The organism is Phytobacter sp. SCO41, assembly GCF_003073275.1.
Lineage (GTDB): Bacteria > Pseudomonadota > Gammaproteobacteria > Enterobacterales > Enterobacteriaceae > Phytobacter > Phytobacter diazotrophicus.
Genome location: NZ_CP027225.1, coordinates 3,662,782 through 3,677,556, shown reverse-complemented (window position 1 = coordinate 3,677,556; position 14,775 = coordinate 3,662,782). Strand labels below are relative to the sequence as shown.

At 51.4% G+C, this 14,775-nt stretch carries 14 protein-coding genes; 12 read left to right on the top strand and 2 right to left on the bottom strand.

Features of this window, described 5'->3' with window-relative positions; genetic code table 11:
- Window positions 1-35: 35 nt before the first annotated feature.
- Genes C5523_RS17980 through C5523_RS17925 form a run of 12 tightly spaced genes read left to right on the top strand, consistent with a single transcriptional unit; the run spans window position 36 to window position 13,074 of the window.
- On the top strand, window positions 36-506 hold the full coding sequence (locus C5523_RS17980; RefSeq protein WP_108701698.1) for a phage tail tube protein: 471 nt from the start codon (window positions 36-38) through the stop codon (window positions 504-506).
- A 51-nt stretch (window positions 507-557) separates the two neighbouring features.
- On the top strand, window positions 558-938 hold the full coding sequence (locus C5523_RS17975; protein ID WP_108701697.1) for a phage tail assembly chaperone: 381 nt from the start codon (window positions 558-560) through the stop codon (window positions 936-938).
- A gap of 23 nt (window positions 939-961) precedes the next feature.
- On the top strand, window positions 962-1,228 hold the full coding sequence (locus tag C5523_RS17970; RefSeq protein ID WP_108701696.1) for a DUF4035 domain-containing protein: 267 nt from the start codon (window positions 962-964) through the stop codon (window positions 1,226-1,228).
- 33 nt (window positions 1,229-1,261) lie between these two features.
- The gene (locus tag C5523_RS17965) at window positions 1,262-4,633 is read left to right on the top strand and encodes a phage tail tape measure protein (protein ID WP_108701695.1); all 3,372 of its coding nucleotides are present in this window, start codon (window positions 1,262-1,264) and stop codon (window positions 4,631-4,633) included.
- Window positions 4,633-4,971: a phage tail protein gene (locus tag C5523_RS17960; RefSeq protein WP_108701694.1), complete on the top strand. Its 339-nt coding sequence runs from the start codon at window positions 4,633-4,635 to the stop codon at window positions 4,969-4,971. Before C5523_RS17965 ends, C5523_RS17960 begins: the two co-directional genes overlap by 1 nt.
- Complete coding sequence (locus C5523_RS17955; protein WP_108701693.1) at window positions 4,968-5,723, top strand: phage minor tail protein L; 756 nt, start codon at window positions 4,968-4,970, stop codon at window positions 5,721-5,723. Before C5523_RS17960 ends, C5523_RS17955 begins: the two co-directional genes overlap by 4 nt.
- Before the next feature lies 1 nt (window position 5,724).
- Window positions 5,725-6,435 (top strand): C40 family peptidase, encoded by a 711-nt coding sequence (locus C5523_RS17950; RefSeq protein WP_108701692.1) that lies wholly within the window; start codon window positions 5,725-5,727, stop codon window positions 6,433-6,435.
- A gap of 29 nt (window positions 6,436-6,464) precedes the next feature.
- On the top strand, window positions 6,465-6,917 hold the full coding sequence (locus C5523_RS17945; RefSeq protein ID WP_155525414.1) for a hypothetical protein: 453 nt from the start codon (window positions 6,465-6,467) through the stop codon (window positions 6,915-6,917).
- A gap of 37 nt (window positions 6,918-6,954) precedes the next feature.
- On the top strand, window positions 6,955-7,533 hold the full coding sequence (locus C5523_RS17940; RefSeq protein ID WP_108701690.1) for a tail assembly protein: 579 nt from the start codon (window positions 6,955-6,957) through the stop codon (window positions 7,531-7,533).
- Between the two features lie 51 nt (window positions 7,534-7,584).
- Complete coding sequence (locus tag C5523_RS17935) at window positions 7,585-11,715, top strand: DUF1983 domain-containing protein (RefSeq protein WP_155525413.1); 4,131 nt, start codon at window positions 7,585-7,587, stop codon at window positions 11,713-11,715.
- Window positions 11,716-11,759: 44 nt separating this feature from the next.
- The gene (locus tag C5523_RS17930; protein ID WP_223878722.1) at window positions 11,760-12,653 is read left to right on the top strand and encodes a hypothetical protein; all 894 of its coding nucleotides are present in this window, start codon (window positions 11,760-11,762) and stop codon (window positions 12,651-12,653) included.
- Between the two features lies 1 nt (window position 12,654).
- Window positions 12,655-13,074, top strand: coding sequence for a tail fiber assembly protein (locus tag C5523_RS17925; protein ID WP_108701687.1), 420 nt, complete (start codon window positions 12,655-12,657; stop codon window positions 13,072-13,074).
- A 459-nt stretch (window positions 13,075-13,533) separates the two neighbouring features.
- On the opposite strand, the gene C5523_RS17920 is transcribed toward C5523_RS17925, so the two are convergent.
- Together C5523_RS17920 and C5523_RS17910 are read right to left on the bottom strand one after the other, a co-directional pair.
- The gene (locus tag C5523_RS17920) at window positions 13,534-13,959 is read right to left on the bottom strand and encodes a hypothetical protein (protein ID WP_108701686.1); all 426 of its coding nucleotides are present in this window, start codon (window positions 13,957-13,959) and stop codon (window positions 13,534-13,536) included.
- Window positions 13,960-14,369: 410 nt separating this feature from the next.
- On the bottom strand, window positions 14,370-14,615 hold the full coding sequence (locus C5523_RS17910) for a hypothetical protein (RefSeq protein WP_108701685.1): 246 nt from the start codon (window positions 14,613-14,615) through the stop codon (window positions 14,370-14,372).
- Between the last annotated feature and the right edge of the window lie 160 nt (window positions 14,616-14,775).

Sequence of the window (14,775 nt, the reverse complement as noted above, 5' to 3'; positions counted from 1 at the left end):
CCGCTCTGGCGGGTTTTTTTACATCTGGAGCAAACATGACCAGTAAGTATGAAAAAACAAAGGGCACGCAGATCGGTATCTCGACTTCGCCCGTCACAGAAGACGATTTTAAGGCCGCAGGTTTCCCGACGGCAGGCGTGACGTTCCTTGAAGCTGAATGTGCCACGAAGGAGATAAGCTACACAGGCGGCCAGAAAAGTGACATCGATGTCACCACGCTTTGCTCCACCGAACAGGAGCAGACCAACGGCCTCGCGGCTCCGGCAGAAATGTCTATTTCCCGTAACTGGGTGGGTGATGAAGCCGCGCAACTGGCGCTGCAGACGGCATATGAAAATGACGAGCTGCGGGCGCTGAAAGTCGTTTTCCCCTCCGGTAACGGTTTTTATGTGCTGGTGGAAGTTCGTCAGAGTAGCTGGTCGGCAGCAACATCTCAGGTCGTTGGCGCAACCTATTCGCTTCGCGTGAAAGGCAAGCCGAAACGCATTGTAGCCTCCGGTTCTTAAGCGCCTGCGGGCGCTTTTTCCCCTCCATTTGATAACACAGAGAGTATAAATATGTCCTTACGTGAACTGGCTCTGACACCTAATCTGGCATTCCGTACAAAAAGCATCACCGTTCCTGAATGGAATAACGCAAAAGTCATTCTTCGTGAGCCGTCAGGTGATGCCTGGGTTAAGTTTCGTGAATTTATCACCCCGCCGGAACTGGGGGAGGGTGAGGAAGCTCCGAAGCTGACTGCTGCGCAGGAATTTATCCGCAATAAAAAAGCGGACACGATCCTCTTCGTTGATGTTCTTCGCGATGAAGCAGGCGAGCGTGTTTTTTCTGATGATGATATCGCTACCGTCGCAGAAGTTTATGGCCAGGTGCACAAACGTCTACTGAATATGGCGCTGGCGCTCGGCGTGGATCAGGATCAGGCCGAAAAAAAGTAAAGCAACCCCTTACATTCTTTCTCATGACGCTGGCGCTCCGACTCGGGCGCACACTCCACGAACTGCGCAGCACCCTGACGGCCAGTGAGCTGAAAATGTGGATTGCGTATGACCGGATAAGTCCTGTTGGTGACTGGCGCGGCGATGTCCAGGCAGCACAGATATCGGCGGCAGCATTCAATGCCCAGGGCGGCAAAGCGAATATGGCTGACCTGCTGCTTAAATGGGGTGCTGAGGAAGAGGGGGGTGAAGAAGTTTCTGAGCTTGAAAAATGGATGTCTGATCTCTGATGCCCGCGCTGCGGGCTTTTTTATGGGTGAAATATGGCTACGCTGCGCGAACTGATCATTAAAGTCTCCGCTGACTCCGGCTCGTTCCAGCGGGAAATTGCCCGCGCCTCACGGATGGGTCAGGACTATTACAAAACAATGGAGCAGGGCGGTAAGCAGGCGGCAGCCGTCACCCGTGAAACACAGCGCTCGATTGCTGCGCTGAATGCCGAGCTGGTCAGCGTTAAATCTACCGCCACGGGCCTGGCTGGCGCGTTTGCAGGTGCGTTTGCCACGCATCAGCTTATCCAGTATGCCGATACCTGGAACCAGTTAAGCGGGCGTCTGCGCCTGGCTTCCACTGGTGCGGAGGATTTTGCAGCAGCGCAACGCTCGTTACTGGCAATCAGCCAGCGCACAGGCACCTCCTTTGAGGCCAACGCAACGCTGTATGCCCGTATAGCATCTTCCCTGCGTGAGGCTGGCTACGCGTCAGCCGATGTGGCAAAAGTCACGGAAACGGTCGCCACGTCTCTGAAATTGTCTGGTGCGAGCACGGAGGAAGCCAGCTCCGTTATCACGCAACTTAGCCAGGCGCTTGGCTCCGGTGTTCTGCGCGGCGAAGAATTCAATGCAATTATGGAGAACGGCGGCCGCCTGGCGAAACTGCTGGCCGATGGCATGAAAACAACGGTGGGCGGGCTGCGTAATATGGCGCAGAACGGTGAACTCACTACAGATAAAATTGTTCCCCTCCTGACCAATGTCGAATTGCTGCGCAAAGAGTTCGAAACGCTGCCAGCCTCCATCAGTGGCTCAGCACAGAAAGTCCAGAACAGCTTTATGGCCTGGGTTGGTGGCGCAAATGATGCACTTGGCGCATCCACGGCGCTGGCGGGTGCTCTTGATGGTCTGGCAACCAATCTCAATACGGTTGCGGTTGGTGCTGCTGTGCTGGCCGCCGTTGGCGGTTCACGTCTGTTAGGCAGCATGGTATCCGGTGTGACCTCATCCGCCGCAGACCTCCTTAACGCAAGAAAAGCACAAATTGCTCTGGCTGATGCGCAGGCTTACGCGGCAGCACAGGCACAACGTAAAGCTCTGGCTAATGCCAGCGCCGCCACGTCTGCCTATAACCTTGCAATCGCCGAGGCGAATGTAGCCAAAGGCTCTAATGCGTCAGTACTGGCGGCTGATAACGTCATCAAAAAACGCAGCGAAATGATCGCCGCGAATGCTGAGCTTGTTCTCTCAAACCGTGCGGTTACCGCGTCTCAGGAGTCCTTAAACCGCGCGACGTCCGCTGTGGGCTTACTGCGCAGTGGTGCCAGTGGCTTATTGTCACTGGTCGGTGGCATTCCCGGCGCGTTATTGCTCGGGGCTGGTGCCTGGTACACCATGTACCAGCAGCAGGAACAGGCCCGCCAGTCTGCGCAGGATTATGCGCAGCAAATTGACCTGATTCGACAAAAAACGACCTCAATGTCGCTGGGCGATGCAGACAGTAACAGGGGAAAAACTGTCGATGCGCTGGTTGAGCAAAACCGGCTGATTGATGAGCAGGCCGGGAAAGTGACCGCACTGAAAACGCAGATCGATGATCTGAATTCAGCGCGGAACAAACCAGGCATTACCAGCGAAAATGATGCAAATATCGTTAAGTCGCTCGGCATTCTGACTGACCAGCTAACGGTTGAAGAAAACAAGCTGAACCAGATGCGCGAACGGTCACGCACCATTCAGCAGGCGCTCAATGAGATTGATGTCCGGCGCAATGATCTGATCCGCGAGCAGGCCTGGCGCCAGAACGAGGCGTATCAGTCCCTTATAAGGATGAACGGGGAGCATTCTGAATTTAACCGCCTGCTGAGTCTCGGTAATACCCTGTTGTCTGCCCGTAACGGTCTTGTTCAGGTGCCTCTGGCATTACCGCAGGCGCCTGTATCCGATAAGGATGCGAAAGCCCTTCTGAATAAACAGCGTCAGGCTGAACTGGCCGGGTTGACGGGCATTGCTAAGGTCAATCGGCAGGTTGATTTTGATCTGCAGGATATGGGGAAAACCGGCCCGAATAACTCGACTTTTGCGTCTCAATATCGGGCTGCGGCAGAAAAAGACTATAACAACGCGCAAAGCGTGGCGGCGGCACAGAAAGCGAAAGCAGATGCCACGCGTGAAGCGGAAAAAGCCGACCGTGCTGCGGCGTCTCAGGCTGAACAGTACAGCCGAAAAATGGCTGATCTTTCCGTGGCTATCGAGGTGCAGAAAGTCCGCGCGACTGATGGCGAGAAAGCGGCAGATCTCTACGCCGCCGCGAATCAGGCAGGTACGAAATGGACGGATGAACAGCGCAAAGCGATCCGTGAGTCCTCTGCAGAGTTAGCCCGCTGGACACAGCGAGCAGAAGAGAACGTGAAGAAACAGCGCGATCAGGCAGAGGCGCTGAAACAACTCACCGAAGCGGCGCGGAAATTTAAGGATGAGGCAACGGCGGCGACGGATACCGCCGGACTGAGCGACAGGCAGCGGCAACGTTTCGACGAAACCCAGCAGGTTGAGCGACAATTCGAAAAAACCGATAAGGGCACCGCCGCTATCGCTGCGCGGAACGCTGCGCTTACGGAACTGAATAACAAATATAAGGCGATTGCCGAATCTGAGTCTGACTGGCGTAACGGCGCTTCTAAGGGGTATGCGAACTGGCTGGAGGAAATGTCGAACATTTCCGGGACCGTTTCGGATGGCGTGAAATCATCGCTGGATAGTGCATTCAGCAACGTCACGTCGATGCTGGAAGGGAATAAAGTCTCCTGGAAATCCTGGGGGATTTCGGTTCTGCAAATCCTTGAAAAAGTCGCGCTACAGATGGCAGTTGTGAATGCTCTTGGCGGTTCGTCATCGTCTTCTTCTGGTGGCTTGCTGGGCACAATTGCAGGGGGGATTGCTGGCTATTTTACAGGAGGTTCAGGCGGCGCAGAGCATGTTAGTTCCGGCACTGCTTTGCAGGAATATGCCTCTAACTTTAAGTTTAACGCCATCGGCGGCGTGTACGACTCACCGTCACTTAGCGCATACAGCAATGGTGTTTACAGCACCCCGAAAACATTCGCATTTGCTAAAGGCGCGGGAATTTTCGGAGAGGCAGGCCCAGAAGCGATTATGCCGCTGACTCGTGCTGCTGATGGTTCACTGGGGGTTCGTGCTGTCAATTCAGGTGTAAATAACGTTCAGACAGCCAGCGGTTCGCCGCAGGTTTATATCACCATCGAAGGTAATGGCAATACCAGCGTTCAGACGGATGGCGGTATGACAGAACAATTCGGCAAGGAGATTGGGAGCTATGTTGAGCGCCGTTATCGCGAACTGATGGCGCGTGATATTGCCCCAGGCGGTGCCGTATGGAATCTGGCTAAAGGAGGTCGTTAATGGCTATCGAAACATTTACCTGGTGCCCGCGCATCAACCCGGAGCAGGAAGTCAGTTTCCGAACACGCAAAGCACAGTTTGGCGATGGTTATGCGCAGGTTTCCGGCGATGGGCTCAATCCGCGCTCGCAAAAGTGGACTCTGGAGTTTACGGGGAACGAAACCTATATCACTGCGATAAAAGCCTTTCTGGACAGGCATGGTGGGGTGAAAGCATTTCAGTGGACGCCGCCGCTTGAACCGCTGGGCTTATACCGTTGTGCAGGCTATAAACCCACGCCGCTGGGCAATAAAAAATACAACCTTTCCGTGACTTTTGAACAGGCGTTTGCATCATGAGTTTAAACAACGATTATCAGAAACTGGAACCGGGTAACACCGTTCGGTTGTTTGAGGTGGATGGTACCGCATTTGGCATTGGCGAGGTTTTGAGGTTTCATAACCACAATATTCCCCATACAGAAGCGGAACTATCGGCTGCTGGTGGGGATGAGTCAAAACTTCCGGCTAAATCCATCTGGTGGCAGGGCGTCGAGTATTCGGCGTGGCCCTGCCAGATTGACGGCCTGGAAAAATCGACAACCGGTAGTGGCGCCACGCCAAAACTGACAGTGGCTAATCTTGACGGCTCCATCACTGCGCTTTGCCTTGCATATGACGACCTGTTGAAAGCGACGGTCACGATACACGACACGCTGGCGCAGTATCTGGATGCGCGTAATTTCCCATCAGGTAATCCAACTGCAGATCCCACCCAGGAAAAGTTGCAGGTCTGGTATATCGACGGGAAAAATACAGAAACATCAGAGGCTATCGAGTTTCGGCTGAGCAGCCCGATGGATTTACAGGGATTGATGATTCCGACGCGGCAGCTTCATTCTCTCTGTTCCTGGTGTATTCGTGGTAAGTACCGCAGCGGTGATGGCTGTGACTATGCAGGCACGAACTACTTCGACAAAAACAACAACCCGGTGGCAGATCCTTCAATGGACCAGTGCAACGGTACTCTGACCGCCTGCAAACTTCGGTTCGGAGAAAATAACGAACTTTCCTTTGGTGGATTCCCCGGCACATCACTCATCAGGAGCTGATATGCGTCAGAAAACTATAGATGCCATCATGGCGCATGCCGCTAATGAATATCCTCGTGAATGCTGCGGCGTGGTGGCGCAAAAAAGCCGTGTCGAGCGTTACTTTCCATGTCGCAACCAGGCTAACGAACCCACTGAACATTTTGTTCTGTCACCGGAGGATTATGCTGCCGCTGAGGACTGGGGGACGGTGATCGCTATTGTGCATAGTCACCCTGATGCGACAACACAGCCCAGCGAACTGGATAAAGCGCAGTGCGATGCAATGCTTTTACCCTGGCACATCGTGAGCTGGCCGGAGGGGGATTTGCGCACTATTCAGCCTCGCGGAGAACTGCCGTTGCTGGAGCGGCCTTTTGTGCTGGGGATTTACGACTGCTGGGGGCTGGTAATGTCCTATTATCGGCAAACGTACGATATTGAACTGCCGGATTACCGTGTTGATTATCCGTGGTGGGAGGACCAGTACCCCGACAATTTATATCAGGATAACTGGCATGAATGCGGGTTCAGGGAAGTGACTGACTCCCCACAGCCGGGTGATGTTGTGATCATGCAGGTGCAGGCTAATAAATGGAATCATGCCGCTATCCTGCTGGAGGGCAACATGATATTACATCATATGTACGGAATGCTGAGTAATCGAGTTCCGTACGGCGGTTACTGGCAGGAAAGGACAATGAAAGTGCTCCGCTATAATGGGATGTGTTAATCTTCATAAAAAATGAAGGGGAACAGTTGATGAAAAAGCTATTATTGTTATCCATTGCATTAATTGCCTGGAACTCTTCTGCAAGGCCTTTGAAAGAGGTAGAAAGACTGGCAGTAGAGAAAACTATTAGTAAAGAAATGAAAGAGCCAGAGACTGCAAAATTTTACCATCAGGATTTTCCATATCCGGACTCTACTTATATGTATTGTGGATATGTTGATGGAAAAAATTCATCCGGTGTCTACCAAGGTAAGCAATTGTTTGCTGCATTCATTATTAAATCTGGCAAGCAAGGCGTAACCGTAGCGTCTTTAGATTTTAATTCGACGACGGGGAAACATGTCGATCCTGCCGTTCTTACTTCTATGTGTGCTGGTGCCGGTTATGATTTACCTGTGAAGGAAGTTTTTTTCAAAGGTGTCAATGACGCCCGTAAAAAGAAGAAAATACCGCCGCTTGAAAAAAAATATATTAAAGATTAATCAAACTCGCGCTGGCGGGTTTTTTATTGAGGCTGCCATGAAAGAAATAATGACCCGAATTGAGCTTGGCGGTGTATTAGGAAAATCCTTCGGTAAAATTCATCACCGCCTGATAAGCACCACTCACGAAGCTACGCGGGCCTTAGCTGCGACAATTCCCGGTTTTGAAAAATTCATGATAACCAGCCAACGGCGTGGGCTTACCTACGCGGTTTTCAAAGGCAAAAAAAATATTGGAATCGATGATTTAGGATTTCCGGTTACCGGAGAAGTCATCCGGGTCGTACCGGTTGTCATGGGCAGTAAGCGTGGTGGTATCCTTCAAACAATTCTTGGCGCTGTTTTGGTTGTCGTTGGTGTAATTACATATGCGTATGGCGGTGCAGCTCTCGTTGCGGGTGGTGTGGGAATGATGGCCGGAGGGATCGTCCAGATGTTATCTCCGCAGCCTGCAGGACTGGCCAGCAAACAGGACGCCGATAATAAGCCGTCTTATGCATTCGGGAGCGTAACGAATACTGCCGCTCAGGGTTATCCGGTACCCCTGATGTATGGAAAGCGCCGTATCGGCGGCGCAATTATTTCCGCAGGAATTTACGTTGAAGACCAGCAATAATAACACCTCAATTTAATGACCGCTTCCGGGCGGTTTTTTTATGGGCGAAATATGGCAAATAAGAAAATTCAGGGTCGCAAGGGCGGTAGCTCCAGTTCCCGCACGCCAACCGAGCAACCCGATGACCTCCAGTCGGTTGCAAAGGCAAAAATCCTTCTGGCGCTTGGCGAGGGTGAATTTTCCGGCGGCCTCACCGGGCAGTCTATTTTTCTGGATGGTACGCCACTGTTGAATGCTGATGGTTCGTCAAATTTCAGCGGTGTAACCTGGGAGTTTCGCGCGGGCACACAAGCGCAAACATACATTCAGGGGATGCCGGGCAGTGAAAATGAGATCGGCGCAGGCGGTATTACTGTTTCCAGTGCAACTCCCTGGGCCCGCACATTTACGAATACACAACTTTCAGCCGTTCGCCTGCGCATCAAATGGCCGTCTATTTTCCGTCAGGAAGATGATGGCGACCTGGTAGGATACACCATCAACTATGCGATAGACCTGCAGACGAACGGCGGTACGTTTCAGACGGTAATTGACACATCTGTAACGGGTAAGACGACCAGCGGTTACGAGCGTAGCCACCGCATCAATCTGCCAGCCGGTGCCACAACGTGGACGGTTCGCCTGCGCAAAATTACGGCAGATGCAAACAGCGCGAAAATCGGCGACACGATGACGCTCCAGAGTTACACGGAGGTTATCGATGCCAAGCTTCGCTATCCCAACACAGCACTGCTCTATATCGAATTCGACTCCAGCCAGTTTAACGGCTCCATTCCGCAGATATCCTGCGAGCCCCGCGGGCGTGTTATCCGCGTCCCTGATACCTACGACCCTGAAACACGCACCTACAGCGGTACATGGTCAGGGGCGTTTAAGTGGGCGTGGACTGATAACCCGGCGTGGATATTTTATGATCTGGTGGTAACCGATCGTTTTGGGTTGGGCGACAGGCTGACGGCAGCTAACATCGATAAGTGGATGCTGTACCAGGTTGCACAGTACTGCGATCAGCTTGTCCCTGACGGGAAGGGCGGTGATGGTCTGGAGCCCCGCTACACCTGCAATGTTTATGTGCAGGACCGTAACGATGCATACACAGTCATGAGGGATTTTGCGGCCATTTTCCGGGGTATGACGTACTGGGGTGGCAATCAGATTGTTGCTCTGGCTGATATGCCGCGTGATGTCGATTACAGCTACACCAACGCAAATACCCTTGACGGTAAATTCACATACAGCAGCAGCACTTCAAAAACCCGGTATACCACTGCGCTTGTTTCATACTCCGACCCGGCGAACGGCTACGCCGACGCAATGGAACCTGTCTTCGAGCAGGATTTGGTCAGACGCTTTGGCTTTAACCAGCTTGAACTGACGGCTATCGGCTGCACCAGACAATCGGAGGCAAACCGTAAGGGGCGCTGGGGTATTCTGACCAATAACAAAGACCGCGTGGTCACCTTCTCTGTTGGTCTTGACGGGAATATCCCACAGCCGGGATACATCATTGCAGTCAGCGACAGGGACCTGGCCGGAAAAGTGACAGGCGGCCGCATCAGCGCGGTAAGCGGTCGGGTACTGACACTCGACCGCGTGCCCGATGCCGTGGCGGGTGATCGCATTATGGTGAACCTTCCGACAGGCGCATCACAGAGCCGTACCATTCAGGCTGTCAGCGGTAATAAAGTCACCGTTTCGACGGTGTTCACTACAACGCCAGAAGCCCCGGCGGTGTGGGTGGTTGAGTCAGATTCGCTTTATGCCCAGCAATACCGCGTCGTCAGTGTTACGGAAAATGACGACGGCACATTCACCATCGTGGGTGCCGCACATGACCCGGATAAATATGCCCGCATTGATACAGGCGCGATTATCGATCAGCGCCCGGTAAGCGTTATCCCGCCGGGTAATCAGTCTGCACCTTCGAATATCGTCATTTCCAGTTACGCCGTTGTGAATCAGGGAATCAGCCTGGAGACGATGCGCGTCAGTTGGGACCAGGCACCTAATGCCATTTCTTACGAGGCCCAGTGGCGGCGTAACGATGGCGACTGGGTGAACGTACCCCGCAACTCTACCGCGTCGTTTGAGGTGCCAGCCATCTATACCGGACGTTATCTTGCACGTGTACGGGCTATTAACGCGGCTGAAATTTCCTCCGGCTGGGGATATTCAACCGAAACAACACTGACCGGGAAAACGGGAAATCCGCCTAAACCTGTCGGTTTCACGGCATCGGACAATGTGGTTTTCGGCATTGAACTGAACTGGGGATTCCCTGCGAACACGGACGACACGCTGAAAACGGAAATTCAGTACAGCGCCACGGGGACGACTGATGATGCGGTTTTGCTGGCGGATGTGCCGTATCCGCTGCGCAAATATCAGCAGATGGGCCTCAAGGCGGGGCAGGTCTTCTGGTACCGCGCACAACTGGTGGACAGGACCGGAAACGAGTCGGGTTACACCGGATGGGTGAGGGGGCAGGCCAGTGTTGATGTATCTGATATCACTGATGCCGTGCTTGAGCAGATCAAGGATACCGAACTGTTCAAGGATCTGATTGAAAATGCCGTGGAGAAAAGTGAAAAGGTTGCTGAACTGGCAGAGGCGGTAAGTCAAAACGCCGACCAACTGGCGGCGGCAGTGGGTGCGAACCGGCAGACGGCAGAAGCCATCATTGGTAATGCCCTGGCCATCGCTGACATAGTTGTCAGGCAATCTGCACAGAACGGGGCGAACAGTGCAACGTTCACCCAGTTGCGGGAGGTCATCGCCACCGAAACACAGGCCCGCGTTACGGACGTGACGCGCCTGGAGGCGAAAACCGACCAGAACTCGGCACAGGTAACGCAACTCACGCAGGCGCTTTCTGACGAGACGCAGGCCCGCGCCACGGCGGTTGATACACTGACGGCACAGACTGAAGACAATACCGCTAACGTAACCCAGCTTACACAGGCGGTGTCCACCCTCGACAGTGCGACTGCATCCCGGTTCGACGAACTGTCAGGGAAAACGGCTAACGCGGCTGGTGGGGTGCAAAACACGGCGGTGGCGTTGATTCAGGAGACACTGGCGCAGGTCAACACCCGAATGACGCTCAGTGCTCAGTACGGCGCAAACAGTGCAGGCATCCAGCGCGTTGATAACGTGATGATGGACGCGAGCAAAGCTGTCGCGGAGTCGCTGAAAACCCTGGATGCCACGGCTGGCGGAAATGCCAATATCACTGATTTTGCGAAAACGATGTCTGATTTTACGCAGACCTCTGCAACGAAAATCAACTCACTGAGCGTCACGGTAAACGGCCAGGCTGCGGCAATTACCACGAACGCCCAGGCAGTAGCAGATATCAACGGCAACCTGAACGCGCTGTATTCGATAAAGGTCGGTGTGGATGTCAACGGTGTGCAATACGCGGCAGGGATGGGGCTGGGTGTTCAGAACACTCCTTCTGGCATGCAGTCACAGGTTATTTTCCTTGCTGACCGTTTCGCTGTTATGAGCCAGGCTGGCGCAGCGGTATCGCTGCCGTTTGTTATTCAGAACGGTCAGACTTTCATTAACGATGCGTTTTTCCGTGATGCCAGTATTCAGTTCGCGAAAATCACCGATTCATTGAAGTCGAATAATTTCGTTTCTGGTCCGAATGGTGTCGGGTGGAATTTGCCAAAAAGTGGCAATGCTGAACTCAACAACGTAACGGTTCGTGGGACTGTTTATGCGACGGACGGGGAGTTTACCGGGAAAATCAATGCGACCAGCGGATCGTTTAAGGGCACCGTTCAGGCCGACGCATTTGTTGGCGATGTGGCTAACGCTCAGGTATTCGCCGATACATCACAGGACAGCAGTTCGGTATCACGCACTTTCACTTACACGGACAGCACCAACAGTAATCTTGATAAGCACGTCACACTGATGGCTGTTTTTCGGGTGACAGGTTCGTCAGGCTCCGCGACGGCGACATTTAACATTGCAGGCCAGACTAAATCGTATGCCGTGTTATCAACCAACACTACCACGGTGTGTTTGATGTTTTCCGCGCGGGTTACAAGCCGTGTCGTTAACTGCTCGATCTCGTTAACTGCGCAGGTGGGTGTTACGTCCACGGTGACTATTTTCTCTCCTACCATGCTTATTGCTCGCGGCGGCGGCGCGTTCGTACAGACTAACTAACCCCAACTCATATAAATATGAAACCCGCTCCGGCGGGTTTTTTTATGCCTGGAGAAAACATGATTTACACAACTGGCACCATAGCCATCAACGGCAATACGCTGACGGGTACTGGCACGAATTTTACAGCCGCAGGGTCACTGATCCGCGTTGGATGCACTCTGGTCACTCTGGCGAACCCGGTACAGGTATTCCAGATAACGGCAATCAACAGCGCCACCCAGCTCACTGTAACGCCAGCGGCAAACCCGGCAATTGCAGCCGGTACCGCTTATGCCATCCTGCTGAGTGATTCGCTGAGCGTTGACGGACTGGCGCAGAATATTGCTGAAACGCTGACGCTGTATCAGCGAAACATGTCGGGATTTGCCGACGTGATGAACGCGTCCAGTGATGTCACTATCACGACTAACGGTGTACCAGTAACAGTTCCCGGCCAGAAATCGCTGGCAAAAAAAGGCGCAAACTCAGATATCACAAGTCTGTCGGGGCTAACTACCGCATTGTCGCTTTCACAGGGAGGGACCGGGGCGACAAACAGAGACGCCGCGCTGTCAAATCTGGGTATCACCTATGTCGGCTCAGGAACAAACGCCAGCGTGATAAAAATTGGCAATATTTATCAAATGGATTTCCTCATAAGTGGCGGGGCACCAGTAGGAGCATATAACCCATCAGTGGTGGGAGGTCTGACTTATTATACTCACTACTATAAATTAGCCCTGCCGATGGCATTACCAAACGGCATTATGGTCGCTCTGGCAAATATCATAGGTGACAGGTTTGGTAATCAAAACCCCGGATACAATGCAGACGTAAAAACATGCAGAGACAACGATAACGGCACCGGGCTATTGACAACATATTTAACTGTCAGCGTTAAGGCAGTTCAGACAGGCTGGATCCCGTATTTTAATGTAAGAGTGGTGGGGTATTGATATGAAATATTTTTACAGCATCAGCACGCAGGGATTTTACCTCGATAACGGTATGCTGGATGCGTATAAAGCGGCTGGCTCACTACCTGCGGACTTGCAAGAAATGAGCGAGGCTGACTATCTGGCGTTTTTTAATCCTCCCGATGGATTCGCGGGCATATTTGATGAGAACGGCCCACGCGTTTCGCGACTGCCAGAACTGGACCCGGTCGCGATAGCAGAAAATCAACGGCGGCTGTTGCTGTCAGAAATCGCCCCGACCATTTCTGTATGGCAGACAAAAATCCTGGTGGGTCTAAAACTCAGCGATTCAGAAACCGCAGCCCTGCATGCCTGGTTGAGTTACAGTGATGCGCTGAATGCGCTGGATATCACCGTGCCAGATATTCAGTGGCCTGAAAAACCCGACCCAACCGCCTGAACTGCAATGGAGCCAAAAAAATCTGAGAAACCAGCGACAGAGTAATCAAAGCGTTATTCAGTGCTGAAAATTGATAGTCAGGAATGACATTGATCTGCCCGCTTATATAATCTCTATCGCTATAGTCGGTTTAATTTTAGGGAAGGAAAAAGAAAAGTTTTCGTATAGTTCGCTTCTGATTGTTGAAGGGTATTCAAACACGCAGCATAAAAAATCCCGCCGTTGTTTTAATGGCGGGCTGGAAAGAAAAAATCCCAAACGTAGATAAGCGTGTTGCTGCATAAACAGTTTTTGAATGTTAGTATATTCGAAGAGGTTTTAAATTTGCGGTTCATATCGTATCAATGATTCTTTTTAAAAAGCAGACAGAAAGTGGAAGTTCGTTTTACAACCATAAACCTTCCTTTAAATATATAATAAAAAGTAACTCATTGTTTTCACTAGCAGTGATTTATTATTCTATGCAGCTTTATGTATTATATTTTGTACTCTTCGCGCACTGTTACTGCTGATGTTTTTATCGGTGACATACTTGGCACTATCACGCAACGCTTGGTTAAATGCAACCACTGTCACCGGTTTCGCTATGGATTTGACTCTATTAGAATGGCTTTGAAATATAAATTCGTCATTAGGGTATAATGAACGGCGTTTCTGGATAATATGCCTTACAGGATTCGCAGCCAGTAAGTGAATAATTTCATTTTTTTTTAATGGTAAGTCTGACTCCGTAACATCTTCAAATCGTAATACCAGCAATTTCCCAACATTTATCTTAGTGTAGTAGATAGTAACCCACAAATCAGCCCAAGTGTCGCTAACTTGCCTAAGCCTGCTGTTGATCGATGAAAACTCCGTAAAGGTTAACTCATCAGCTTTAGCCATAAGATAACTACCCCTTATCCCAACACTAATACCGCTCTCCATGACGATAAAATACACAAAAGAAATAAAGAGGTAAACCTGCGACTTATAAAAAATCCTTTACTAACTCGCGAATCAGATAACAGATTTCCATGTGGAGGTTCATTGAGATTTCTATTGTCAGCGAAATAACCAGTCATCCGCCGATTCACACGTTTCCAGTAATACACCCTGCACCTATTTGTTATCGCCTTCCTTGTTCTTCAAACGAGCCACCAGCAAAGCAGATAACCCGACCATCCTGCCATAGTGGTTAAAATGTTCTGCTGGTGGCTGCTGTCTTGACGCGAGCATAAATCAACGGGGCTTTATCCCACCAACAGGGAGAGTAACCCCAGATTACAGGATCAAGATGCAGTTGCTTATCGCGTTTACTGGACAGGAGAACTTGAAACGGCTATATCGTCGTCAAGGCCAACCCCGGCAAACTGGAGCAGGGATGCACTGTCGCTCTGTCTCTGTATGGACGTCAGCAGTTCGCGAAACTGACGAGGCAGTCCTTCATTACGGAAGGAGGGAAAGCGATCGAGAGTGATGGTGTTGAAGGAGTTGAGGCGATTGGACGGGTGCAGTACTTCATCAATAGCAAAGTTGCGCCCCTTTTTCTGATTTAACATGACTTTAACTGAAAAGTTCGAAACATATATCTTCAAAGCTGAAACTGAATGATGATATTGTGAATAAGATATTTTCGACAATGTTATCAGCGGACTCACGAGACTTAATCCAAATTAAAGAGTGCCAATGTTGTATATGGCCGCACTAACATATAGGCGA